20 protein-coding genes are annotated in these 23,895 nt (G+C 70.4%); 13 read left to right on the top strand and 7 right to left on the bottom strand.

The genetic code is table 11. From position 1 onward, the window contains the following. The first annotated feature begins 230 nt into the window (after positions 1-230). Positions 231-1,922: an asparagine synthase B gene (gene asnB, locus SLW56_RS05960; RefSeq protein WP_320694493.1), complete on the top strand. Its 1,692-nt coding sequence runs from the start codon at positions 231-233 to the stop codon at positions 1,920-1,922. Then, the gene (locus SLW56_RS05955) at positions 1,919-2,482 is read left to right on the top strand and encodes a LysE family transporter (protein ID WP_320694492.1); all 564 of its coding nucleotides are present in this window, start codon (positions 1,919-1,921) and stop codon (positions 2,480-2,482) included. The genes asnB and SLW56_RS05955 overlap by 4 nt, the downstream gene beginning before the upstream one ends. Before the next feature lie 76 nt (positions 2,483-2,558). Here SLW56_RS05955 and SLW56_RS05950 read toward each other — a convergent pair whose 3' ends face one another. The 4 genes from SLW56_RS05950 to SLW56_RS05935 form a co-directional block, all read right to left on the bottom strand. Further along, positions 2,559-3,644, bottom strand: coding sequence for a GGDEF domain-containing protein (locus SLW56_RS05950; RefSeq protein WP_320694491.1), 1,086 nt, complete (start codon positions 3,642-3,644; stop codon positions 2,559-2,561). 271 nt (positions 3,645-3,915) lie between these two features. Continuing rightward, on the bottom strand, positions 3,916-4,992 hold the full coding sequence (locus SLW56_RS05945; RefSeq protein WP_295941903.1) for a GGDEF domain-containing protein: 1,077 nt from the start codon (positions 4,990-4,992) through the stop codon (positions 3,916-3,918). A gap of 290 nt (positions 4,993-5,282) precedes the next feature. Next, positions 5,283-6,329 carry a right-handed parallel beta-helix repeat-containing protein gene (locus tag SLW56_RS05940; RefSeq protein ID WP_295941901.1) on the bottom strand — a complete coding sequence of 349 codons (1,047 nt, stop codon included), beginning with the start codon at positions 6,327-6,329 and terminating at the stop codon, positions 5,283-5,285. An 82-nt stretch (positions 6,330-6,411) separates the two neighbouring features. Next, on the bottom strand, positions 6,412-8,796 hold the full coding sequence (locus SLW56_RS05935; RefSeq protein WP_320694490.1) for a penicillin acylase family protein: 2,385 nt from the start codon (positions 8,794-8,796) through the stop codon (positions 6,412-6,414). Positions 8,797-8,987: 191 nt separating this feature from the next. On the opposite strand from SLW56_RS05935, the gene bfr reads away from it, so the two are divergent. The 11 genes from bfr to SLW56_RS05880 all read left to right on the top strand — a co-directional run bounded on the left by bfr (position 8,988) and on the right by SLW56_RS05880 (position 19,545). Beyond that, a complete protein-coding gene (gene bfr, locus SLW56_RS05930) occupies positions 8,988-9,479 on the top strand; it encodes a bacterioferritin (protein WP_026143459.1) in 492 nt (163 codons plus the stop codon). Between the two features lie 164 nt (positions 9,480-9,643). Beyond that, the gene (locus SLW56_RS05925) at positions 9,644-9,988 is read left to right on the top strand and encodes a hypothetical protein (RefSeq protein ID WP_320694489.1); all 345 of its coding nucleotides are present in this window, start codon (positions 9,644-9,646) and stop codon (positions 9,986-9,988) included. A gap of 74 nt (positions 9,989-10,062) precedes the next feature. After that, positions 10,063-10,488 (top strand): DUF2147 domain-containing protein, encoded by a 426-nt coding sequence (locus SLW56_RS05920; protein WP_320694585.1) that lies wholly within the window; start codon positions 10,063-10,065, stop codon positions 10,486-10,488. A gap of 116 nt (positions 10,489-10,604) precedes the next feature. Further along, the gene (locus SLW56_RS05915) at positions 10,605-11,498 is read left to right on the top strand and encodes a TorF family putative porin (protein ID WP_320694584.1); all 894 of its coding nucleotides are present in this window, start codon (positions 10,605-10,607) and stop codon (positions 11,496-11,498) included. A 3-nt stretch (positions 11,499-11,501) separates the two neighbouring features. Then, the gene (locus SLW56_RS05910) at positions 11,502-13,145 is read left to right on the top strand and encodes an FGGY-family carbohydrate kinase (RefSeq protein ID WP_320694488.1); all 1,644 of its coding nucleotides are present in this window, start codon (positions 11,502-11,504) and stop codon (positions 13,143-13,145) included. After that, positions 13,132-13,773 carry a class II aldolase/adducin family protein gene (locus tag SLW56_RS05905; RefSeq protein ID WP_320694487.1) on the top strand — a complete coding sequence of 214 codons (642 nt, stop codon included), beginning with the start codon at positions 13,132-13,134 and terminating at the stop codon, positions 13,771-13,773. The genes SLW56_RS05910 and SLW56_RS05905 overlap by 14 nt, the downstream gene beginning before the upstream one ends. A gap of 49 nt (positions 13,774-13,822) precedes the next feature. Continuing rightward, on the top strand, positions 13,823-15,271 hold the full coding sequence (locus tag SLW56_RS05900; RefSeq protein WP_152237640.1) for an aminotransferase class III-fold pyridoxal phosphate-dependent enzyme: 1,449 nt from the start codon (positions 13,823-13,825) through the stop codon (positions 15,269-15,271). Between the two features lie 3 nt (positions 15,272-15,274). Then, a complete protein-coding gene (locus tag SLW56_RS05895) occupies positions 15,275-15,913 on the top strand; it encodes a hypothetical protein (RefSeq protein ID WP_320694486.1) in 639 nt (212 codons plus the stop codon). Positions 15,914-15,997: 84 nt separating this feature from the next. Continuing rightward, the gene (locus tag SLW56_RS05890) at positions 15,998-17,149 is read left to right on the top strand and encodes an MFS transporter (RefSeq protein ID WP_320694485.1); all 1,152 of its coding nucleotides are present in this window, start codon (positions 15,998-16,000) and stop codon (positions 17,147-17,149) included. A gap of 125 nt (positions 17,150-17,274) precedes the next feature. Next, on the top strand, positions 17,275-18,717 hold the full coding sequence (locus tag SLW56_RS05885) for an aldehyde dehydrogenase family protein (RefSeq protein ID WP_320694484.1): 1,443 nt from the start codon (positions 17,275-17,277) through the stop codon (positions 18,715-18,717). Between the two features lie 165 nt (positions 18,718-18,882). Further along, positions 18,883-19,545, top strand: coding sequence for a TetR/AcrR family transcriptional regulator (locus SLW56_RS05880; protein WP_153752875.1), 663 nt, complete (start codon positions 18,883-18,885; stop codon positions 19,543-19,545). A gap of 166 nt (positions 19,546-19,711) precedes the next feature. On the opposite strand, the gene SLW56_RS05875 is transcribed toward SLW56_RS05880, so the two are convergent. The 3 genes from SLW56_RS05875 to SLW56_RS05865 all read right to left on the bottom strand — a co-directional run bounded on the left by SLW56_RS05875 (position 19,712) and on the right by SLW56_RS05865 (position 23,855). After that, positions 19,712-20,605, bottom strand: a complete 894-nt coding sequence (locus tag SLW56_RS05875) for a hypothetical protein (protein WP_320694483.1) — start codon at positions 20,603-20,605, stop codon at positions 19,712-19,714. Between the two features lie 64 nt (positions 20,606-20,669). Further along, complete coding sequence (parC, locus tag SLW56_RS05870) at positions 20,670-22,913, bottom strand: DNA topoisomerase IV subunit A (protein ID WP_295860881.1); 2,244 nt, start codon at positions 22,911-22,913, stop codon at positions 20,670-20,672. 57 nt (positions 22,914-22,970) lie between these two features. Continuing rightward, positions 22,971-23,855 carry a helix-turn-helix transcriptional regulator gene (locus tag SLW56_RS05865; RefSeq protein WP_295961686.1) on the bottom strand — a complete coding sequence of 295 codons (885 nt, stop codon included), beginning with the start codon at positions 23,853-23,855 and terminating at the stop codon, positions 22,971-22,973. Positions 23,856-23,895: the final 40 nt, after the last annotated feature.

Here is a 23,895-nt window from a genome sequence, read left to right as displayed (position 1 = left end):
CCGGGTTACGGTCGTTCCATGACCTCGCTGTCCGCCCTCCGCTCGAGCAACGCCAACGGCCGCAATAATGCGCTGGCGAATAATCGTGCGCGGCCGATGCGGGTCTGCGACTAGGCGCTACCAGAAACACCACGCCCAGCCACCAGAAAACCCGCATCGGCCGATGCGGGTTTTTTTTGTGCCTGGGTGTTCCCCTCCGCAACCAACACCCCACGATCAGGAGCTTTCCCATGTGTTCGATCTTCGGCATCTTCGGCCTGCAACCGGGCGACGACCTGCAGGCGCTGCGGCGGCAGGCGCTGGACTGCTCGCAGCGGCAGCGCCACCGCGGCCCGGACTGGAGCGGCGTGTATGTCGACGACGGCGCGATCCTGGTCCACGAGCGCCTGGCCATCGTCGACCCGGCCGGCGGTTCGCAGCCGCTGCTTTCCGACGATGGGCAGCTGGCGCTGGCGGTCAACGGCGAGATCTACAACCATCGCGAACTGAAGAAGCAGCTGGTGCAGCCATACGCCTTCCAGACCGGCTCGGACTGCGAGGTGATCAACGCGCTGTACCGCGAAACCACGCCGGACGCGCTGCTGAACCGCCTCAACGGCATCTTCGCTTTCGCGCTGTGGGACAAGGCCGCCGGCCGCGTGCTGATCGCGCGCGATCCGATGGGCGTGTGCCCGCTGTACTGGGGCCACGACGCGCAAGGGCGGCTGCGCGTGGCCTCGGAGATGAAGTCGCTGGCCGACAGTTGCGCCGACGTCGCCCAGTTCCCGCCGGGCCACTACTACGACAGCGCCAGCGGCGAACTCGTGCAGTACTACCGCAAGCCGTGGCGCGACTACGCGGCGGTGCAGGGCGTGGAGGTGAGCATGCAGGAACTGCGCGAGGCCTTCGAGCGCGCCGTGCATCGCCAGTTGATGACCGACGTGCCGTACGGCGTGCTGCTCTCCGGTGGACTGGATTCGTCGCTGGTGGCGGCGGTGGCGGCGCGCTTCGCGCGCAAGCGCATCGAGGAGAACGACGAGGCCGAGGCATGGTGGCCGCGCCTGCACTCGTTCGCGATCGGCCTGAAGGGCTCGCCGGATCTGGCCGCCGCGGCGATCGCCGCCGAGGCGCTGGGCACGGTGCACCACGGCTTCGAGTACACCTTTGAGGAAGGCCTGGACGCGTTGCCGGAGGTGATCCGGTACATCGAGACCTACGACGTCACCACCATCCGCGCCTCCACGCCGATGTTCCTGCTGGCGCGGCGGATCAAGGCGATGGGGGTGAAGATGGTGCTCTCCGGCGAAGGCAGCGACGAGATCTTCGGCGGCTACCTGTACTTCCACAAGGCGCCGAACGCGCGCGAATTCCACGAAGAACTGATCCGCAAGCTCGACGCGCTGTACAACTACGACTGCCTGCGCGCCAACAAGTCGATGATGGCCTGGGGCGTGGAGCCGCGCGTGCCGTTCCTGGACGTGGAGTTCCTGGACGTGGCCATGCGCATGGACGCCCAGTACAAGATGGCCGGCACCCGCGCCGACGGCAGCAAGCGCATCGAGAAGGCGGTGCTGCGCGAAGCCTTCGAGGGCTATCTGCCCGAGTCGATCCTGTGGCGGCAGAAGGAGCAGTTCAGCGACGGCGTCGGCTACGGCTGGATCGATGGGCTGAAGGCGCATGCCGAGGCCCAGGTCAGTGACCGCGAACTGGCCGCGGCCGACAAGCGCTTCCCGGTGAACCCGCCGCAGACCAAGGAAGCCTATTACTACCGCAGCCTGTTCGAGCGCGTGTTCCCGACGCCGGCCGCGGCCGAGACCGTGCCCGGCGGCAAGTCGATCGCCTGCTCCTCGCCGGCGGCGATCGCCTGGGATGCCAGCTTCGCGACGATGGCCGATCCCTCCGGCCGTGCGGTGGCCGGGGTGCACGCGCAGGCGCTGGGGTGACCGGCGCCAGCTTCCTGCTGGTGGCGCGGCTGGCCGCGGGGCGCTCGCGCGCGGCCGGGCTCGCCGCGGCACTGGGCATGGGCGTGGGCTGCGCGCTGTTCGCGTTGGCGGCCTTGTTCGGCCTGCAGGCGTTGCTGGAGCGGGTGCCGGCGCTGCATCGCGCGCTGTCGGTCGCCGGTGCCGCCTATCTGCTGTGGCTGGCCTGGCGGGCGTGGCGGACGCCGGCGTCGCTGGCCGCCACCGCGCCGGAACAGCAGGTGCCGGCGGTGCGCTCGGCCTTCGTCATGGGCCTGTTGACCCAGCTCGGCAACCCGCAGACCGCGCTGGTGTTCGCCGGCCTGTTCGCCGCGCTGCTGCCGGCGCAGCGCGTGCCCGCCGAGTACGTGGCGCTGCCATCGCTGGCCTTCGCCATCAATGCGGCCTGGTTCGCGCTGGTGGCCGGGTTGCTGTCCGCGCCCGCGCCGCGGCGCTGGTGGCTGCGCGCGCGGCGGCCGCTGGACCGGCTCAGTGCGGTGCTGATGAGTGGCCTGGGCCTGCGCCTGCTGTGGCGGGCGGTGTAGCCGCAAGCGCAGGCGTGTCGCGCTGCCCGGGTAGCGTGCGTGTTCGACGCCGGCGATGCGTGCCGCGCGCCTCCCGCTACGCCGGATCCGCCGTCGGCGCCGCGCTGTCGAGGGCGCCGTGCACGGCCGCCATGGGGGCTGGCCCTGTGGCGCTGTCCAGGCAGATCCGGCTCTTGCCGTCGCGCTTGGCGGCATACAGCGCACGGTCGGCACGCTTGAGCAGATCCGAGACGTCGCCGTCGGGGTGCATGCGCGCGACCCCGGCGCTGAACGTGAAGGCCACGCCCTTGGCGCGGGTCTGGCGCACGCGTTCCAGCAGCCGCTGCAGCAGGGCATCGGTCTGGGTGTCGCTCATGCCGTCGAGCACGATGCCGAATTCCTCGCCGCCGAGCCGGCCGACCCGGCAGCCGTGCCCGAGCCGGGTCAGTTCGGCGGCCAGGGCGAGCAATACCGCATCGCCGACATCGTGGCCATGGCGGTCGTTGACCTGCTTGAAATCGTCGATGTCCAGCATCGCGAACTGCAGCGTGCCGCGGCGACCGCGCTCGGCCGCCAGCGCATGCAGTTGCGCCATCAGGGCGCGCCGGTTGGCCAGCCCGGTCAGCGCATCGGTCTCGGAGATGCGCCGGTAGTCTTCCTTCAGGCGATAGGTGATCAGCATGCTGCGCGCGAAGGTGCGGTTCATGGCCAAGCCGATCAGCGACACCGCGGCGACCAGCAGCCCCAGCAGCATCGGGTCGCTGGCGGCCGCCGGTGGCAGCGCCCGACCGGTCAGCATGATCGTCCAGGTGTATGCCAGCGCCAGCAGGTAGTCGCGCGTGAACGGGAACAACAGATTGATGCCCAGGCACAGGGTGACCGTGGTCGGCAGCCACCAGAATTCGCCATGTACGCCCATCTGCCGCAGCTCGATCTGATACGCCCACGACAGCAGCAGCACATACAGCGCGCCGCTCAGGCGCCAGTGCCAGAAGCGGCGGACCAGCAGGGTGCAGGCGGCGGCGCCGAGCAGCGCGGCCAGCAGGATCAAATTGACCAGGCCCCATGGTCGCTGCAGATACGGATTGAACAGCAGCGTCGCGACCCAGATCGACAGGGTCAGCGCTTGGATGGCGGTGGTCGACCGGCCCAGCAGGTGGCGGATGTACTCCGGGTACGTCATGTGCTGCCCAACGGCGCGTCCCGGCCGGTTCGTGATGTGCGGACGCCGACGCGCACGCGCTGGATCGATGGCAGCTTATCGGCATGCCGGCGTGGCGGCTTGAGTGGCCGCAGCGTCTGCGGTTCAGCCTGTTCGTGCCGCACGCAGCGGCGGTGAAGCGGGGTGGACGTCTGCGCTGTCTGCGTCGGGCCTGATGCGCGTGCACCACGAGCGAGTGCGCTGCGGGGCGGCGGCATGCGCCGCCCCGCGGGGGGGCTGTTGGTGCTGCCTGCTACAGCGACGTGGCGGCCGGCAGCACGGGATCGCGCGCGAACGCCGCGGACGTGCTGGCCGACACCGGCGTGGCGCCGTCCAGGCGAAGGCTGCCGTTGCCCGCCTGCCGGGCGGCGGACAGCGCGCGGTCGGCGCGGGCGAGCAGGTCGGACAGTTCGCCGCCGGCCGGCAACGAGGCCATGCCGACGCTGCAGGTGAAGCTGGTGCCATCCACGCGCAGGCCGCGGATGCGCTGCTGCAGGCGCCGCACCAGTGCGCTCGCCTTGTCCTGCGACACGCCCTCGAACAGCAGGCCGAACTCCTCGCCGCCGAGGCGGCCGACGCGGCAACGCGGGTCCAGCCGCACCAGTTCCGTCGCCAGCGCCTGCAGCACCGCATCGCCGACGTGGTGACCGTGCTCGGCGCCGATCCGCTCGAAGTCGTCGATGTCCAGCATGGCCAACTGCACGGCGTGCTGGGTGCCGACCGCTGCCTGCAGGTCGGCCATCAGCGCGCGCCGGTTGGGGATGCCGGTCAGTGCGTCGGTCGCGGCCAGGCGCCGATAGCCTTCCTTCAGTGCGTGGTTGCTGCGCATGGTGGTGACGAAGATGCGGTTCAACGCGAACCCGACCATGGTCACCGCCGCCACCAGGATCTCCAGCAGCGGCAGGTCGGCGGAGGCCGGCACCAGGCTGTCGTGCCAGCCGAGCATGATCGCCCAGGTGCAGGCCAGCGCCAGCAGATAGTCGCGCGCGTGGCAGAACAGCACGCTGTACCCCAGGCTCAGGGTCACCGCCACCGGCAGCATCCAGGCCAGGCCGGCGCCGCCCATGTGGTGCAACTGCAGCCGGAACGCGGCATCGAACGCGATCACCGACAGGAAGGCGCCCAGCCGCCATTGCCAGGACCGCCTGGCCATGCGCATGACCAGGCCGCTGCCGAGCATGGCGGCGAACGCCAGCGCGTAGCGCGCGTCCAGTGGGTGGTTCAGGTAGGGGTTGCACAGCAGCAGCGCCAGCCAGACGCACAGGGTCAGGCCCTGGATCGCCAGGATCGGCGTGTCGAGGGTGCGGCGGACATGAAGGTGGTAGTTCATCTGCTCTCCCAGAGCGCCGCGGCACTCCAGCGTCTGCGGCACGGCCGGTCGGTGGTCCAGCGCGGTCCGTCGGTCGCTGGGGCGTCGTCACCGGTTAGCGGCCGCTGCAGGCAGAGCTTTAATGGATGTGTCGCGGCGTGCGTGTCGCCCGCCTTGGGGGCGACACCCGCCTGGACGCGACCGGGCCTGCCGATCACCCCGGTTCTGCCGCCACGCGCGGGCGGGCGCGCCCCGGCCGACCTGTTCAAGGCCGGCCGGGTGGCGTGCGCAGGCGCCGCGGCCGCGCGCGCTTACTCGAAGCGCACGCAGTGGCCGTAGCGTTCGGGCTGGATGTCGATGCCCGAGGCATCGGCCTGGTTGTTCTTGCGCCACAGATTGGGGCGGAACTCCGGGCCGGTGCAGTTGGCCGCGCTGTCCACGCCGATGGTGTAGGTGTAGGGGTTGCCGCGGAAGGTGTTGTTCTCGAAGGTGTTGTCCTGGCTCATGCTGTCGTCCCAGCACAGGATCTGCGGCGTGCGCTGGCGGATCGAGCAGGTCAGGTAGAGCCCGGCGCCCTTGTTGTCGATGAACTGGTTGCCCGCGAACAGGTTGCGCCGCGCGTCGGCCAGGTACACGCCCTGGCTGCCGTTGCGCTCCAGGCGGTTGTCGCGGATCTCGCTGTCTTCCAGATGCTCGGTGGTGATGCCGGCGGCGACGTTGTCGTGGATCACGTTGTCGATCAGCTTGACCTTGGCGGTGCGGTTGAACGACACCCCGTCCCAGGTCGCGCCGGACACGTCGTTGTGCGCGATCAGCAGGTCGCGGCTGTCGAACTCGCTCAGCAGGCAGGCGCTGCGGCACTTGCTCACTCGCAGGTGGGTCAGCTGGATGTTCTGGCCGTTGCGCACCACCACCAGGCTGTTGCTCAGGTACGGGCGTTCGGGCATGAACTCCTTGTCGATGGTGCCGCCGACGATCTGCAACTGCTCCACGCGCACGTCGCGGATCGGCCGCATGGGGCGCTCGTTCTGATAGTCGCCGATGACGATGGTCGGTTGCTGCACGTGGTCGCGCATGCGCAGCACGGTGCTGTCGCCCTGGCCGCGCAGGCGCAGGCCGTCGCGCTGGATCGAGATCAACTTGCTAACCGGGAACTCGCCGGCGCTCAGGCACACGGTGGCGGGTTTGCCGTCGTTGGGGACGCGGTCGATCGCGGCCTGCAGATCGTCGCCGGGTTGGGCGCGCACGCTGCAGTCGGAGGCGGCCGCGGGCGCGTCGGCAGCCGGCGCGGCACAGGCGGAAAACGACACGGCCGCGGCGAGCGGCAGCAACAGGGCGAGCAGGGGAGGGCGCTTCATCGGTAGGCAGACTCGGCAGTGGGGGAAGGGGGAAGGCAGGCCGGCGTATGCGGTCGGACGCCGGCGCGGAGCTCATCGCGGGTCATTGTGGTGCGGACGGGCTTAATGTCAGCGTGTGCCGGGTCGGGCCGGGCAGGAACTTTGTGGCGCGGCCCTGCACCCAGTCGGCGTGGCCGGCGCCCCAGAACGGCGACAGCGGGTGGCCGCTCTGGCCGCCGGGCATGTGCACGATGCCCTCGGCCTCGTGGCCCGGTGCCACCACCATGCGCTCGGAGGCGCCGAACGCCGGGCGCTGCACCCGCGGCATGTCGTCGTCGCCGGGCAGCGGCGTGTCCGGCATGCACAGCCAGCCGCGCAGCGGCGCCGGCAGGCCCTGCGCCAGCGGATGGCAGATCGCCGCACGGTTCTCCTGGCCCCAGCGGCGTGTGTCCAGCGGGCCATCGGCCTGCAGGTGCGTGCGCACCTCGGCGGCGGCGTCTTCCAGCAGCGCCTGCCAGCTGCCGTAGCGGCGCGGCAGCAGGTGCAGCGGCTGTTGCTGCAGCAGCGGCCAGGCCACGCCTTCCAGTTGCGGCAGCGGCGGGGGCGCGGCATCGGCGTCCGATCCTGTAGGTGCCGGCGCGATCAGGCCGTCGCGGATCCGGGTCAGCACCGCCAGGCGCCAGGCGCGCACCAGGGTGTAGCTCACCGATCCGGTGCTGGCGCGGCCCTCCCAGTGCGCGGCCGCCTGCGACACGGCGTGCAGCGCCGGCGTGGCCGCGCCCGCGTCGCGTTTCTGCAGCAGCGCCCACCAGCGCTGCAGGAACAGGGCGCGGTCGTCGAGCTGGATCGCCAGCAACTGCCGTTCGTCGAGGTGCGGATGCAGGCGCAGGTCGTCGCGGATCTGCTGTGCGCGTGCGCCCAGCGCGTAGCCGCCGTCGCCGAGCGGCGCCAGTTCGGCGCCGCCGACCACGCGCGCATTGGCGGTCCACAATTGCCCGTCGGCGGGATCGATGCGTTGCGGCGACTGGGTCGTGGACAGCGGCCACGGCGCACAGCGCGCGTCCGCCGGCACCGACGCGCGCACGTCGTGCATCACCGCATCGGCTGCGCAATGCGGGCCGCGCAGCGGCAGCGGGCCGAGCACGCGCCAGCCGATATGGCCGTCGCGGTCGGCCAGCACCAGGTTCTGCGCCGGCGTGGCGATGCGTTGCGCGCGGGCGAAGGCGTCGGGGAGGGACGTGGCGCGGGCGAAGTCGGCCAGCCCCAGATTCAGCGCACCCGGCAACTGCGCGGCCCAGCGCAACGCCAGCGCGCTGCCGTCGGGTTCGTGTTGCAGGATCGGGCCATAGGCGGTGTCTTCGACCTGCAGTTCGGTGTCGGGGGCGCCCGAGACCTTGATCCGTTCGCGATGCACGCTGACCGGCGTGCAGCCGGGCTGCGCCACCGCGGCGCACGGGGTGAGCCGGTACCAGTCGGCGGTATCGGCATAGCTGTTGGTGAACCCCCAGGCGACGTGACCGTTGCTGCCGACAATCACCGCCGGCAGGCCGGGCAGCGAGAATCCGGACACGTCCACGCGGCCGCCCGGCGCCTGCGCATCGGCATAGCGCAGGCGCACGCGGAACCACAGGCTGGGCGCGCGCAGGCCCAGATGCATGTCGTTGGCGACGATGGCGCGGCCGTCGGCGGTGCGGCTGCCGGCGATCGCCCAGTTGTTGCTGCCGGGCGCGCTGGTGGCGACCGCCTCGGTCGCGGCGGGGGCGGGCGCGCCCGCCAGGCGGCGCAGATCGACCTGATCGGCGGAGGGCAGCTCCGCGTCGCCGCGCACGCTGCCGTCCAGTGTCGCGTCCCAACTGCTGCCCTCGTGGCGCAGCAGGGCGTACAGCGGCGCCGGCAAGCGCTGCTGCAGGCGATACAGGGCCAGCTTGCGCTCGAGTTGCTTGCCCTGCAGGTCGAAGTACATCGCCTGGCCGGCCAGCGCCGAATCCACCGGCTGCCAGTCGCGCGGCGCGGCGAACAGCATCAGGTAAGGCCACGGCCGTATCCGCAACGCGTGCAGGCCCTGGTTGACGCCCGCACTGTAGGCCTGCAAGGCCGCCGCGTGCGTGCCGGCGAACGCGGCCAGTTGCGCGCTACTGCGCGCGCGCAGGCGATGCGCCCGCCGTGCCTTGTCCACGTCCAGCGCGTGCGGACCGACCAGCTCGGACAGTTCGCCGGCGGCGGCGCGGCGCAGCAGGTCCATCTCGAAGAAGCGTTCCTGCGCGTGCACGTAGCCGAGCGCGCGCATCGCATCGGCCTCGTCGGCGGCATCGATGGTGACCACGCCCAGCGCGTCGCGCTGGATGCTTGCCGGCGCGCGCAGGCCTTGCAGCGGGGCCTTGCCGTCGAGCGTGGCCAGGCTGCCGCGCAGCAGCAGCCAGATGCCCAGCGCCACGGCCGCGGTCAGCAGCAGCGTCCCCAGCAGCAGGCGTTTCCATCGACCGCGCATCGTCTCTCTCCGGTGGGCAAGTCTCCGATTCTAGACACGACTGCGTGTCGTTCCCGCGTAGGCGCGGCGCGCTGTGCGCGGGGTCACGCATCACGGATGTGCGAGTCGGGATGTGAATGATTCCGATTGGAACGCGGCGCGGCGGCATCGGGCACTATGGCGCCCTCAGTCGACCCCACGGAGCCCGCCCCATGAAGGGACACCCCGACGTTGTGCAATGCCTCAAGGAGCTGCTGCGCGGCGAACTGGCCGCGCGCGACCAGTATTTCATCCACTCGCGGCGTTACGAGGACCAGGGCCTGCTGGCGCTGTACGAACGCATCAACCACGAGATGGAAGAGGAGACCGAGCACGCCGATGCGCTGCTGCGGCGCATCCTGTTCCTGGAGGGCGACCCGGACATGCGCCCGCATGCCTTCGAACCCGGGCGCACGGTCGAGGAAATGCTGGAGAAGGACCTGAAGGTCGAGTACGAAGTGCGCGCCAACCTGGCCGCGGGCATGAAACTGTGCGAGCAGCACGGCGACTACGTCAGCCGCGACGTGCTGCTGGCGCAGTTGCGCGACACCGAGGAAGACCATGCCTGGTGGCTGGAGCAACAGCTCGGCCTGATCAAGCGCATCGGCATGGCGCTGTACCAGACCTCGAAGATCGACGGGCACGTGTCCGGCAAGGACGCCTGATCCGTCCGTGCGCCTCCCGCTTGCGGGAGGCGCCGATGCACTGAGCGGGACCCATCCCCGCCATCGCGGCCGTGCCATCGCCGGCCGCTTCTGACCCGCCGATCGTGCCGGTCGCCACAACTCTCGCTGGCCCGCGCCGGCGCTGCCGACCCTCGCGGGCGACAGTGCGCATCGCGGTGTCGCGGCGGTTGCTGCTGCAGCAAGGTCGCAGCGACTGCCGACACGCCTTCTGCCCTTCTCGTTTCCTGACGCCGCCGATCGGGTTCGGCCGCGCGCGGCCGCGTGGCTGGATGGCGTGGCTGGCGCATTCGCTCGGTTCGCAGTGCGACGCCATGGCGATCGGACGAGCCGATCTGTTGTCGCCGTCCTCGCCGATGGCTGTTGCAACGCCGCAAAAATCGGCCGTCGCACGCATGTCGCTGCACACGCGAACCCTTGAAATCCAGGCGTTTGCGCGCCTCGCCACGTCCGCGGCAAAGGCCGTATGGACGATGCTTGCAAAACGGTAGTGATCGCTATACGGTAGCTTTCACTACTTAATTGCGCGATGGCGAGGGGGCGTTCGATGCAGGCGAGTCCGGGAATCAGGCGGTACGGCGTGGTCGGTGTGGTGGTCGCGGGATGGCTGCTGGCGACCGCGCCGGCGTGCGCCGCGCCGGCCGCGGCGCAGGGGTTGTGGCTGACCGCGGCCAAGGACGCGGTGGTGGAGTTCGCGCCCTGCATGGATGCGGCCACGGCCTTGTGCGGACGCATCGTCTGGGACAAGGACGCCGGCACCGCCACCGATACCTGCGGCGTGCAGATCGCACGTCTGGGGCGCGAGGACGGCGATACCTGGCGCGACGGCTGGGCGTTCGATCCGCGCAGCGGCAAGCGCTACAAGGCCACGCTGCGCGCCAGCGGCAAATCGCTGGACCTGCGCGCCTTCGTCGGCGTGGAAGTGCTCGGCGAGACCGAACGCTTCACCCGCGTGCAGGCGCTGCCCAGCACGCCGGTCTGCGCCAAGTAATCACCCGCCGCGCGCGCAACGCGCCGGCGTCATCGATGTGCGGGGCCAGCGACGGCCGCCGCGCGTCCCACCTTCCTCAGCGAACAGGGGAGATTGAGATGACTGCAGTCCGCTTCATGGCGACCTTCGCGGGCGCACTGGCCCTGCACGGCGCGTGCTGCGCCCGGGCCCACGCCCAGCAGGCCGACGCCGATGGCATGGTCAACTACGAGTTCCAGAATCAGATCAAGCTGATGAGCGAGCAGCGCACGCGCGGCGTGTCCGACTCGCTGATGGGCCCATCGCTGAAATGGACCACCCAGTTCGTGCACGCCAGCGGTTTCGTCGCGCTGCTGGAGGTGGCCAAGGTCAGCAAGAAGCAGTTCCTCGATGGCGACGGGCTGGGCATCACCGCGGCGGCCGGCTACCGCTTCGGCAATCCCGATGCCTGGCATGCGGGCGTCGGTCTGGCGACGGAGCGCTTCCCCGGCGCCAGCTTCCTGGCACCGCACCGGATCGACCTGGAGACGGGAACGCCCGAGGACATTCGCCGCACCGACTACGACAGCAATTTCGGCGTGCTCGAACTCGGCTACGGCGCGGTCGAGGGCCGCCTGCTGTACGTGTTCTCCAAGACCTACCGCGGTGCCGATACCGGCGGCGTGTGCGCACAGATCCTGCAGTTCGCCGCCGACCCGACGACGGCGCTGCGCTGCTTCGCCCGTGGCGAGCACGACTCGCGCGGCACGCTGCTGGGCGATCTGAACTACCAGACGCCGCTGCTGCCGTCGGTATTGCCGTCGACCACGCTGCGCCTGCACGCCGGCTACCAGAAGCTGCGCAATTTCAGCGAGGGCAGCTTCGCCGACTACCAGATCGGCGTCACCCACAAGCATTGGGGCCTGGACTGGAACCTGGACTGGGTCAGCACCCGGGTCAATGCGCACGAGCTGTACTGGGTGCAGGACGGCGCGCGCATCCGCAAGACCGATGGCGACACCCTGGTAGCCTCGATCGGCTACACGTTCTGACCGATGCGCAGCGAACTGCTCGATGCCGACCGGGGCGGCGACCAGCCGCTGGTGCTGGCGGTGGACCTGGGAACCTCCGGCTGCAAGTGCGCGCTGGTCACCCTGGAGGGTCAGGTGATCGCCTGGGCCTTCGAACCGGTGCCGCTGCACGTGCATGGCGTCTGCGCCGAGCAGGATCCGCGCGACTGGTGGAACGCGCTGCTGGTCACCGCCGCGGCGGTGCTGCAGGGCGGCGAGGCGCTGCGCCGCCGGGTGACCGCGGTGTGCTGCTCGACCCAGGGCGAGTGCACTGTCTGCGTGGACCGCGACGGCCGCGCGCTGGGCAACGCCATGCTGTGGCTGGACATGCGCGGGCAGGCCGCGATCGCGCGGCGCCTGCGCGGGCGTTGGCTCAACGTGCGCGGCTATGCGCCGCTGAAGCTGCTGCGCTGGTTGCGCCTGAGCGGCGGCGCGCCGGCCGGCAGCGGCAAGGATTGCGCCGGCCATATCGCCTACCTGCGCGACCACGAGCCGCTGCGCTACCAGCGCACGCACAAGTTCCTCAACGCGCTGGACTATCTCAACCTGCGCCTGACCGGGCGCTTCTGCGCCACCGCCGATTCGGTGCTCACCACCTGGGTCACCGACAACCGCGACCCGATGCGCATCCGCTACGACGACGGCCTGCTGCGGCTGCTCGGCATCGAGCGCGACAAGCTGCCGGATCTGGTGGCCTCGACCGAGGTGCTGGGGCCGCTGCTGCCGGGCGTGGCCGCGCAACTGGGCCTGTCGCCGCAGACCCGGGTGATCGCCGGCGCCATCGACAACTCGGCGGTGGCGGTGGCCGCGGCGGTCGAGGACTACGCCGCGCATCTGTATCTGGGCACCTCGTCGTGGCTGGGCGCGCACGTGCCGCGGATGAAGACCGACGTGTTCAGCAACATCGCCGCGGTGCCGTGCGCGGTTAGCGGGCGCTACCTGGCCACCGCGCTGCAGTCCACCGCCGGCGCCAACCTGTCGTTCCTGCGCGACCGCATCCTGTTCCATCCCGACGAACTGCTGCGCGACGAGGAACGCCCGGACGTGTACGAGGTGCTCAACGTCATCGCCGCGCGCGTGCCGCCCGGGGCCAACGGCCTGGTGTACATGCCGTGGCTGTTCGGCGAGCGCACCCCGGTGGAGGATCACAGCCTGCGCGCCGGGCTGGTCAACCTGTCGCTGATGCACACCCGCGAGGACATCATCCGTGCCTTCATGGAAGGCGTGGCGCTGAACACGCGTTGGATGATGGAGCCGTTCGCGCGGCTGCTCGGCCGCGATCCGGGCGTGATCGCCGCGGTCGGCGGCGGCGCGCAGTCGGACCTGTGGTGCCAGATCATCGCCGACGTCAGCGGCCAGCCGATCCGGCAACTGCACAACCCGATCCAGGCCAATGCGATCGGCGCCACCTTCATCGCCGGCGTCGGCCTGGGCCGGCTGCGCTTCGCCGACCTGCCGGCGCTGCAACGCGCGCGCCGGGTGTACGAGCCGTCGCCGCTCACCCGCGCGCTGTACGACGACCGCTATGCGATGTTCCGCGAATTGCAGCGCACCCTGGCGCCGATCTACCGGCGCATGAATCCCCTTCCCGAATGCGTGCCGGAGGTTCCCCAGCATGTTTGCCCATGAACAACGCACGCGCGTGGTCGCGCTGTGCGTGGACCTGTCGCGGCGCGGCTATCTGGCCGGCACCGGCGGCAACGTCGCCTTGCGCCTGGATGCCGAGCGCTTCGCGGTGACGCCCTCGGCCATCGATTACCTGGCGATGCGCGCCGAGGACATCTGCGTGGTGCGCCTGGCCGACCTGCGGCAACTGGATGGCGCGGCCACGCCGTCGGTGGAGACCGGGCTGCATGCGCAGGTGCTGCGCCGCCGCCCCGACGTGGCCTGCAGCATCCACACCCATCAGCCGGTGGCCAGCGCCTGCGCGCTGCTGGGTGCGGCGCTGCCGGTCGAGGATCCGGCGTTGCAGGCAACGATCGGTGCCCGCGTGCCGATGGTCGGTTATTTCCCGTCCGGCACCGGGCTGCTGGCCTGGCTGCTGGCGCGCCAGCTGCGGCCGTCGAGCAACGCCTACCTGATGCGCAACCACGGCGTGCTGTGCTGCGGCCGCAGCCTGGAGCAGGCGGTGGCGGCGGTCGATGCGCTGGAGCAGGTGGCGCGCGATCACCTGGCGCGCCGCATCGAACGCCGCGCGCTGCACGACGCCGGCCTGGCCGCGCCGTTGCGTGCCGTCCTCACCGCCCTGGAGGCCTGACCCCATGCACGCGCTTTCCGTTTCCGTTCCCCCGAGCCCGGCACCGACCATGAGCCAGACCCCCGCCATTTCGCAGTGGCCCGATGTGGACCAGTTGTACGCGCGCTTCCATACGCTGGTGAACCAGCCGATGCGGCCGATCGGCGCCGCCGGCATGGCCAAGGTGATGCGCTATTTCGACGCGCGTTGCCAGGGCTCCAGGCGCCTGGGCGAGGCGGCCAAGCAGGTGATCCCCGGTGGCGTGCAGCACAACCTGGCGTTCAACCATCCGTTCCCGCTGGCGATGCACAGCGCCGAGGGCGCGTACCTGACCGACGTGGACGGCAACCGCTACATCGACTTCCTGCAGGCCGGCGGCCCGACCCTGCTCGGGTCCAATCCGCCGGAGCTGCGCGAACACGTGCAGGCGGTGCTGGACCAGTGCGGCCCGGTGACCGGCCTGCTGCACGCGTACGAGGTCAAACTGGCCGAACTGGTCTGCGCCAGCATGCCGGCGGTGGAGATGCTGCGCCTGCTCGGCTCCGGCACCGAGGCGGTGATGGGCGCGGTGCGCCTGGCCCGCACCCACACCCGCAAGAAATGGATCATCAAGATCGGCGGCGCCTACCACGGCTGGAGCGACCAGCTGGTGTACGGCATGCGCCTGCCGGGCACCGGGCGCATGGAGGCGATCGGCATCCCGCGCGGCGCCACCGCCTACACCCAGGAATGCCATCCCAACGATCTGGAGGCATTGCGGCGCAAGCTGCAGTTCAATCGCCTGCGCGGCGGCACCGCGGCGGTGCTGCTGGAACCGCTGGGGCCGGAGAGCGGCACGCGGCCGGTGCATCACGACTACAACCGGCAGGTGCGCAAGTTGTGCGACGAGTTCGGCGCGCTGCTGATCTTCGACGAAGTGGTCACCGGCTTCCGGCTCGGCCCGGGCGGTGCGCAGGGCTACTTCGGGGTCATGCCCGACATCACCGTGCTCGGCAAGTGCCTGGCCGGCGGCTATCCGATGGCCGGCGCGATCGGCGGCCGCCGCGAGGTGATGATGAGCCTGGTCGGCGGCATCGGCACCACCGCGCGGCGCGCCTTCGTCGGCGGCACGCTGTCGGCCAATCCGCTGTCCTGCGTGGCCGGTTACCACGCCTTGCTGGAAGCGCAGCGCAGCGATGCCGCCGGCCAGGCCGGCCGCGCAGGCGATCGCCTGCGGCAGGGCCTGGAGGCGATCATCCGCCGTCTCGGCCTGCCGTACGTGGTCTACAACATGGGCTCGATCGTGCACCTGCAGACCTCCGGCGTGCTGCTGCTGGATACCGGCAACCTGTACAAGCTGTGGCGCGTGCGCAACGAAGCCAAGGAGCGCAAGCACATGATGGAGGAGATGGGCGCGGCGTATTCCGCGCACGGGCTGATCACCCTGGCCGGCAGCCGCATCTACACCAGCCGCGCCGATACCGATGCGGTGGTCGACGAGGCGCTGAACCGCTTCGACGACGTGTTCAAGCTGGTGTAGCGCATGCCCACCGTCCCGCAGATCGAAGCACTCTGGCTGCACACCCGCGAGCGGCTCGTGGCCAAGCGTTTGCTCGGCGACGACGTGGCAGCCCTGGCGCTGCGCTGTCCGGGCAGCACGGCGATGTGCTGTGGCGCGCTCGAGGCGGAGCGGCCGCAGTGGCTGGACTGGCGCGACCCGGCACTGCCGCCCGCGGCGCAGGTGCACGCGCAGGTGTACGCGCGGCGTCCGGATGTCGGCGCCAGCGCCTGGTCGGCCGGTGCGTTCGGCCACCTTCTGGCCAATGTCGGCGGCGTGCTGCCGCAGGTGTTCGACGAACAGGCGCGGCACATCGGGCCGATGCCGGCGCCATTTCCTGCGGTCGACGCGTTGGCGACGGCCGCGCCGGGCGTCGGCAGCGTCCTGCTGTTCGGCGGACGCCCGCTGTGTCTTGGCATCACCGCGCAGCGGCTGGCATTGAACGTGGAGTTGTTCGAGAAATGCGCCAAGGCCTATGTGCTTGCCGCGGCCACCGGCGGGCAGGTGCGGGAGCTGCCCTGGTGGGTGCGGCGCATCGCCAACGCGCGGCTGCGCAAGGACCAGGTGCGTGCCGCCGCGGCCTTCGCCGCGGGCGAACTGCCGGCCGAAAGCAAAGGCTACTGAGGGTCCATCGCGATGACCGCCGCGCCATCCCCGTCTTCCCTCGCATCAACCGCCGTCCACGCGACACGTCCGCTCGCCGCGGCCTTGTCGATCGGCGCCATCGCCCTGCTGATCCTCGGCGTGCAGCCGATCGTGCTCGGCGCACTGGTCGAGCAGCACCTGATCACGCTGCCCGGCGTGGGCGTGGTGGCGATGGGCGAGATCATCGCGTTGGGGATCGGCGTGGCGCTGGGCGATGCGCTGCTGCCGGTGTCCTGGCAGCGTGCCACGGCGATCGTGGCGGCGTTGCTGGCCGCGGCGCTGAACCTGGCCACCGTGCAGGCGCAGGGCGACGCGGCGTTCGTCGCGCTGCGTGCGGCCGCCGGCCTGGCCGAGGGCCTATTGGTCTGGGTGGCAACGGTCAGCATCGTGCGCGCGGCCACCCCGGACCGGGTCACCGCGGTGTTCATGGTGCTGCAGGCGCTGGCGCAGATCGCGCTGGCGGCGGCGCTGGCGCTGTGGGTGTTGCCGGCGGCCGGCTGGAAGGGCGGTTTCGTCGCCATGGCCGCGACCTGCCTGCTGGTGCTGCCGCTGGCGGCGGCACTGTCGGTGCCGGCAAGCCTGGCTCCCGCCGCCGATGCGCAGTGCGCGGCGACCGCCACCGCCAGGCTGCGCTGGTCGCCGGCGACGCTGGCGCCATTGCTGGTGGCGTTCCTGCAGATGTCGGCGATCGGCGCGCTGTGGGCGTACCTGGAGCCGCTGGCGCTGCGCGCGGGACTGGACGCGCATGCGGCGCAACTGCAGACCTCGTGGGTGCTGGGCATGCAGATCGTCGGTGGCCTGGCAGCGATCTACTGGGTGCGCCGGCTGTCGGTGACGGCGACCCTGACCCTGGGCAGCGTGGCGCTGTGCCTGGTGGCCGCGGCGATGTACCGGGTTCCGGGCAATGCGGCGCTGGGCTTTGCCGCGGTGTGCGTGGCGTTCGGCTTCGCCTGGATGTTCCTGATGCCGTTCCATGTCGGCCTGGCGCTGCGCGCCGATGCGCAGGGGCGGGTGGCGGTGCTGGTGCCGGCCGCGCAGTTGATCGGGTCGGCCTGCGGGCCGTTGCTGGCGTCGCTGCTGCTGCACGCCGACGATCCGGCGCCGGTGCCGCTGGTCGGTCTGGGCTTTGCGCTGACCGCGGCGCTGCTGGCGCTGTGGATCGGCCGGCGGCAGCGCCGTCCGGCCGTCGTGGAGGCGGGCTCGCATGCGGGCTGATGCGGGTGGCCGTGCGAGCGTGCTGGCCGCTGCGATGACGCGCTTCCGTCGGCCGCGCATGGTACAGGGCAGGAGACTGCCAGGCACCGGGCGATGGCCGATGTCCGCCAAGCAGGAGCGCGGCGATGGCGCCTGAGCCCGTGCTGGACACCCCACCGGAGACGGTCGCGGCGCTGTTCGCCGCGCAGCAGGCCACCGCACTGGCCTGGCGCGGCTCCTCGGCGAACACGCGGCGCGCGCATCTGCGTGCGCTGCGCGATGCCCTGCTGGCGCGACGGCAGGCGCTGATCGCCGCCTTCGCCGCCGATTTCGCCAAGCCCGCACTGGAAGTGGAATTGACCGAGCTGCTGCCGGTGGTCGACGAGATCGCCACCGCCATCGCGCAGCTGCCGCGCTGGATGCGTCCGCGCAAGGTCTCGCCCACCTTGCTTGCGCTGGGTACGCGCGCGCGCATCGCGTTCCAGCCCAAGGGCCGCTGCCTGATCATCGGGCCCTGGAACTACCCGGTGGCCACCGTGCTGGCGCCGTTGGTGTCGGCACTGGCCGCCGGCAACACGGCGCTGATCAAGCCCTCCGAATTCACCCCGCAGGTCAACGCGGTGCTGCAGGCGGTGCTGGACGAGGCATTCGCACCGGAAGAGGTGGTCCTGGTGCAGGGCGGTGCGGCCACTGCGCAGGCCTTGCTGGCCTGTCCGTTCGACCATGTGTTCTTCACCGGTTCGGCGTCGGTCGGCCGGGAGGTGATGGCCGCGGCGGCGCGGCAATTGACGCCGGTGACCCTGGAACTGGGGGGCAAGTCGCCGGTGATCGTCGACCGCAGCGCCGACCTGCGTCTTGCCGCCGAGGTGATCGTCTGGGCCAAGCTGGTCAATGCCGGACAGACCTGCATCGCGCCGGATACCTTGTTCGTGCATCGCGACGTCAGCGCGCGCCTGCTCGCACACTGCCGCGCCCTGCTGGCGCAGCGCTACGGTGCCGACGCGCAGGCGGTCGCCTCCAGCCCGCACCTGGCGCGCATGATCCACCCGGCGCATGCCGCGCGGGTGGCCGCGCTGATCGACGAAGCGCGCGCCGGCGGCGCGCAGTTGCTGGCCGGTGGCGAGCACGACGCGGAGCGCTGCTACGTGGCGCCGACGCTGCTGGCGCAGGTGCCGGCGCAGGCGCGGATCGCGCAGGAAGAGATCTTCGGTCCGGTACTGCCGGTGGTCGAGTTCGCGCGCCTCGACGAGGTGCTCGATCGGCTCGACGTCGCGCCCAAGCCGCTGGCGCTGTACCTGTGGAGCCAAGACCGTGCCGGCATCGCCCAGGTGCTGGCGCGCACCAGTTCCGGCAGCGCGGTGGTCAACCACTGCCTGCAGCAGTTCGTGCACAGCGGTTTGCCGTTCGGCGGGGTGGGCGCCTCGGGATTCGGCAGCGCGCACGGCGTGCACGGCTTCCGCACCTTCTCGCACGAACGCGCGCTGCTGCGGGGCGGCCGCCAGCCGATCGTCAAGGCGTTCTTTCCTCCGTACACCACGTTGCAGCGGCGCTTGGCGGCCGGCCTCAGCGGTTGGCTGGCACGGCGTTGAGCGACGCTGCCGGTGTGCCAGCGGCCGGCGCGGTAAGATGCGATATCGGCGCGTGCCGCGACGTCGCGGCGCAGCCCGCGCACCCATTGCCGCGGCGATGCGTGCCGTCAGGCTGGCGACGTGCCGCCACTGCGGCGCCTGCTGCTTTACCACCATCGAGATCCCATGCCCGCCGACACGCCGCGTCCCTCCGCACCGCACCGCCCGCGCCTGACCGGGAACAAGGTGCCGGCCCAGCATCGCGCCACCGAGACCTACGAACAGATCCTCTCGGTCACCGCGCAACTGCTCGGCGACGTCGGCGTGGAGCGGCTGTCCACCAACCTGGTGTGCGCGCGTGCCGGGCTGACGCCGCCGGCGCTGTACCGCTATTTCCCCAACAAGTACGCGCTGCTGTCGGAACTGGGCCGGCGGCTGATGGAGCGGCAGAACCAGCTCATCCCCAAGTGGATCACCCTGCAGGCGATGAGCGGCACGCGCGAGGAGTTGCAGCGTGCGCTGGCCGGACTGGTGCTGGATACCTACCGCGTCACCAAGGCGACCGAGGGCGGTGTCTGGGTGCTGCGCGCATTGCGCGCGGTGCCGGCGCTGCAGCAGGTGCGCCTGGAGTCGCATGCGCAGGTGACCAAGGGCCAGGTGCGCTTCCTCAGCGAGGCCTTCCCCGACGCCGACCCGCGCCAGTTGCGCCTGGTCAGCCGCATCGTGGTCGACCTGATCTATGCGACCGTGGAGTTGCTGTTCGACACCCGCCTGAGCGCCCGCGCGGTGGCCGATACGGTGGCGGCGATGATCGCCAGCCATATCGAGCAGTTGCGCGATGCGGCCTAGCGAGAATATCCCCGCACTCGAGAACGGGCGCGCAGACCATTGTGCTTCTTATCGCCGGAGCGGCCGGCGCTAGCCGCGACACGCTGAGGTGTCGCGGCTGAAGGCGCTCCTACGATAGGAGTGGATCCACTTCGGTATCCCCGTAAGTTCCGATCCCGCGGATGTCTCACCAGGAAGCGACGACGCTGCCCTTCTTGACCACTTCCACCTTGTCGCTCGTACTGTTGTAGCGCAGATACACGCTGCCGTACTTCTCGAGGATGATGCGCTGATTGGCATTCATTCTCAGGCTGTTGTCACCAAGGTCGATGCCCATGTTGTAGTTGGACTGGTCGAAGTTGATGCCGATGTTGCCGAGCGCGCCGCTGTCGAAGTGGATGCCGTTCTGCCAGCCACGCGTGCCCGGCTGGATCTGGATGGCATGCGTGCCGGCGGTGCTGGAACCCGGGGTGTTGAGCAGATTGAGGCCGATCGTCGACCCGCCGTTGGTGTAGGAGGTCAATTCGCCGTTGAACAGGATGCTGGTGCCGTGCGTTGCGACGTTTTGCCCCGCGATACCGTCGTAGCCGTGGAACAGTTCGGTGTGGAAACCCGCCAGCCACGGCGAACCGGTGCTGCGCTGGAACGCCCGGACGGTGGCGCCCACGCTCTGCGAACTGTCCTGGGTCGCGTTGGGATGTTTGGTCGCATTGAGCTGGATGTACAGCGGCCAACTGAAGGAGTTCTGCTGGTCGGACTCGGAGATCAGCGACAGGATCTCGTTGGTGTAGCCGGGGCCAACATTGGACGCATCGCGCCGGCCCCAGCGCACGGAGGTGTCCAGCGCCGGCGCGGACACCGGCGTGCTGGAGAACTCCATGAACTGGCTCAGTTGTTCGCCGACGCTGGTGATGGCGCCGGCGCTGGCGATCACCAGGGCGGCGACGCCGAACAGCAGCACCCGGTTGACCGTCACGGCACGGCGCAGGCGTTGGTCCTTGGCCTGGAGTTGTTGCTCCAGCCGCTCCACCCTGGCAATCAAGGAAGCGTCATTGCCGGCATTGCTCACGTTCTCGTTCATCGTTGCGTTCCTTCGTTGAGATGACTGACAAGCCGGGGCTGGACGGATGTCCAGCGAGGCGCGCTTACTCCACCGCCAGATCGTCGACCTTCTGCCACCCGCGCGGCAGCAGTCCGCCGCGGCTGGCGCGGGCGCCGAGGTAGGCGTCCAGGTCCTTGAACGACAGCGACATGGTGCGCTGGCCGCTCTTCACCAGCAGCGTGTTGCCCGGCGCCACCGCGGCGATCGCCACCACCCGCTCGGTGCTGAGCTTGGCCTTGGGGATGTCGATGATCTTGTTGCCCTTGCCCTTGTCCAGCTCGGGCAGGTCGGCGACCGGGAACGCCAGCAGGTGGCCGGCGCTGGTGACCGCGACGATGCGGTCGCTGCCGGCGCCGCTCACCGGCGCGGGCGGCAGCACCTTGGCGTTCGGGGTCAGGTTGAGCATGGCCTTGCCGGCCTTGTTGCGGCTGGTCAGGTTCTCGAAGCGGGTGACGAAGCCGTAGCCGTGCGAGGACGCCAGCACCAGGCGGCTGTCGTTCTCGCCGCTGGCGATGGCCTGGAACGAGGCACCGGCCGCGGGCGAGAAGCGTCCGGTCAGCGGCTCGCCGTTGCCGCGCGCCGAGGGCAGGGTGTGGACCAGGGTCGAATAGGCACGGCCTTCCGAATCCAGGAACGCCACCTGCTGCGTGCTGCGCCCGCGCACCGCCGCCAGCAGGCCGTCGCCGTCGCGGTAGGACAGCGCCGCCGGGTCCACGTCGTGGCCCTTAGCCGCACGGATCCAGCCCTTCTCCGACATCACCACGGTCATCGGCTCGCTCGGCACCAGCTCGGTCTCGTCGATGGCCTGGGCCGCGCCGCGCTGCACCAGCGGCGAACGCCGCGCATCGCCGAACTTCTTGGCGTCGGCCGTCAGTTCGTCCTTGATCAGCTTCTTCAGCTTGGTCTTGCTGGCCAGCAGCGCCTGCAGCTGCTCGCGTTCCTTGGCCAGCGCGTCCTGCTCGCCGCGGATCTTCATCTCTTCCAGCCGCGCCAACTGGCGCAGGCGCGTTTCCAGGATGTAGTCGGCCTGTTCCTCGCTGAGCGCGAAGCGCGCGATCAGCGCCGGCTTCGGCTCGTCCTCGGTGCGGATGATGCGGATCACCTCATCCAGGTTGAGGAACGCGGTCAGCAGGCCTTCCAACAGGTGCAGACGGCGCTCGACCTTCTCCAACCGATGGTTGAGGCGGCGCACCACGGTGTCGCTGCGGAAGCGCAGCCATTCCTCCAGCAGGGTCTTGAGGTTCTTGACCTGCGGGCGGCCGTCCAGGCCGATCACGTTGAGGTTGACCCGGTAGCTGCGCTCCAGGTCGGTGGTGGCGAACAGGTGGCCCATCAACTGCTCGGCGTCGACCCGGTTGGAACGCGGCACCAGCACCACCCGCACCGGGTTGGCGTGGTCGGACTCGTCGCGGATGTCTTCCAGCCAGGGCAGCTTCTTGGCGCGCATCTGCTGCGCGATCTGCTCGATCACCTTGGACGGCGACACCTGGTAGGGCAGCGCCGTGACCACGATGTTGGCGTTTTCCTTCTGGTAGGTGGCGCGGGCGCGCACGCTGCCATGACCGGTTTCGTAGATGGTGCGCAGGTCGGCGGCCGGGGTGATGATCTCGGCGGTGGTCGGGTAGTCCGGGCCGCGCACGTGTTCGCACAGGTCGGCGACGCTGGCATCGGGATCGTCGAGCAGGCGGATCAGCGCGCTGACGATCTCGTTGAGGTTGTGCGGCGGCACGTCGGTGGCCATGCCCACGGCGATGCCGGTGGTGCCGTTGAGCAGCAGGTGCGGCAGCCGCGCCGGCATCCAGGTCGGCTCGTCCAGGGTGCCGTCGAAGTTCGGCGACCAGTCCACCGTGCCCTGGCCCAGTTCGCCCAGCAGCACTTCGGCGATCGGGGTCAGCTTGGACTCGGTGTAGCGCATCGCCGCGAACGACTTCGGGTCGTCGGTGGAGCCGAAGTTGCCCTGGCCTTCGATCAGCGGGTAGCGGTAGGAGAACGGCTGCGCCATCAGCACCAGCGCTTCGTAGCAGGCGCTGTCGCCGTGCGGGTGGTATTTGCCGATCACGTCGCCGACGGTGCGCGCGGACTTCTTCGGCTTGGCCGTCGCGTTCAGGCCCAGCTCGCTCATCGCATAGATGATGCGCCGCTGCACCGGCTTGAGCCCGTCGCCGAGGAAGGGCAGGGCGCGGTCCAGCACCACGTACATGGAGTAGTCGAGGTAGGCGCGTTCGGCGTATTCGCGCAGCGGCAGCTGTTCGAAGCCATGGAAGGCGGGGCGGGCGAGATCGGTCATGCGCAGGAAATACCTATAGGGGAACGCGGCGCCAGGCGCCGCAGGTCAGCCGGTCGATTATCCGGATGCGGCCGGCGATGCCAAGCCGCGCGTGCCGCCGGCGCTGGCCAGGTAACGGGCCGGAGGATGGCCGAAGCGGCCGCGAAAGGCGGTGACGAAGGCGCTGGGGCTGCTGTAGCCGAGCCGGAAGGCGGTGTCGGCGACGCTGGCGCCGTCGCTGAGCCGGCGCAGCGCCTCGGCCAGCCGCGCCTGCTGGCGCCAGCCGGCGAAGCCGAAGCCGGTCTCGTCGCGGAAGTGGCGGCTCAGGCTGCGCGCCGACAGCCCGGCCCAGTGCGCCCACTGCGCCAGCGAGCGGTCGTCGGCGGGAGTTTCCAGCAACTGGGTGGCGATACGCAGCAGCCGGCGGTCGCGCGGCATCGGCAGGTGCAGATGCTCGACCGGGGCGTTGCGCACCTCGTCCAGCAGCACCGCGCACAGGCGCTGCTGCTCGGCCGCCAGCACCGGCGGCACCCCCCACTGGCTCATCCGCCGCAGCACCTCCCGGAACAGGCCGTTCATGCCGATCACGCAGGTCCGCGGCGGCAGGTCGGCGCAGACGTCGGGGCGGATCAGCACCAGGTAGCTGCGCACCCGCCCGGACACCTGCACCGTGTGCAGTTCCTGCGGCGGCATCCAGCCGGCACAGCCCGGCGGCAGCGACCACTGGCCGTGCGCGGTGCGGGTGCTCAGCACGCCGTCCTCCACATAGATCAATTGCCCGCGCACGTGGCGGTGCCAGTCCACCTCGCGCCGCAGCGACACCGGCGAATGCGCGATGAAGGCCAGCGCGGGCGGGCCATCGGCGCGCTCGAACCACTCCATGGCGCGCGGGTCCAGCGCGCTGTCGGAGCCGACGGTGGCCGGAACGTCGACCGGCTGGGTTGGCGCGATTTCGATATCCATTGTCCGGATTGTAATACCGAGCCATGGCCGCGCGCCGCTA

It is taken from the genome of Xanthomonas sp. LF07-6 (assembly GCF_034105445.1).
Taxonomy (GTDB): domain Bacteria; phylum Pseudomonadota; class Gammaproteobacteria; order Xanthomonadales; family Xanthomonadaceae; genus Xanthomonas_A; species Xanthomonas_A sontii.
This window is presented reverse-complemented; position numbering and strand designations above follow the sequence as displayed.

Coding starts and splice junctions, on each gene's coding strand:
- SLW56_RS05880 (WP_153752875.1), top strand. CDS start 18,883: ATGCCCGCCGACACGCCGCGTCCCTCCGCACCGCACCGCCCGCGCCTG.
- SLW56_RS05935 (WP_320694490.1), bottom strand. CDS start 8,796: ATGCGCGGTCGATGGAAACGCCTGCTGCTGGGGACGCTGCTGCTGACC.
- SLW56_RS05945 (WP_295941903.1), bottom strand. CDS start 4,992: ATGAACTACCACCTTCATGTCCGCCGCACCCTCGACACGCCGATCCTG.
- SLW56_RS05915 (WP_320694584.1), top strand. CDS start 10,605: ATGGCGACCTTCGCGGGCGCACTGGCCCTGCACGGCGCGTGCTGCGCC.
- SLW56_RS05865 (WP_295961686.1), bottom strand. CDS start 23,855: ATGGATATCGAAATCGCGCCAACCCAGCCGGTCGACGTTCCGGCCACC.
- SLW56_RS05900 (WP_152237640.1), top strand. CDS start 13,823: ATGAGCCAGACCCCCGCCATTTCGCAGTGGCCCGATGTGGACCAGTTG.
- bfr (WP_026143459.1), top strand. CDS start 8,988: ATGAAGGGACACCCCGACGTTGTGCAATGCCTCAAGGAGCTGCTGCGC.
- parC (WP_295860881.1), bottom strand. CDS start 22,913: ATGACCGATCTCGCCCGCCCCGCCTTCCATGGCTTCGAACAGCTGCCG.
- asnB (WP_320694493.1), top strand. CDS start 231: ATGTGTTCGATCTTCGGCATCTTCGGCCTGCAACCGGGCGACGACCTG.
- SLW56_RS05950 (WP_320694491.1), bottom strand. CDS start 3,644: ATGACGTACCCGGAGTACATCCGCCACCTGCTGGGCCGGTCGACCACC.
- SLW56_RS05875 (WP_320694483.1), bottom strand. CDS start 20,605: ATGAACGAGAACGTGAGCAATGCCGGCAATGACGCTTCCTTGATTGCC.
- SLW56_RS05905 (WP_320694487.1), top strand. CDS start 13,132: ATGTTTGCCCATGAACAACGCACGCGCGTGGTCGCGCTGTGCGTGGAC.
- SLW56_RS05895 (WP_320694486.1), top strand. CDS start 15,275: ATGCCCACCGTCCCGCAGATCGAAGCACTCTGGCTGCACACCCGCGAG.
- SLW56_RS05910 (WP_320694488.1), top strand. CDS start 11,502: ATGCGCAGCGAACTGCTCGATGCCGACCGGGGCGGCGACCAGCCGCTG.
- SLW56_RS05940 (WP_295941901.1), bottom strand. CDS start 6,329: ATGAAGCGCCCTCCCCTGCTCGCCCTGTTGCTGCCGCTCGCCGCGGCC.
- SLW56_RS05885 (WP_320694484.1), top strand. CDS start 17,275: ATGGCGCCTGAGCCCGTGCTGGACACCCCACCGGAGACGGTCGCGGCG.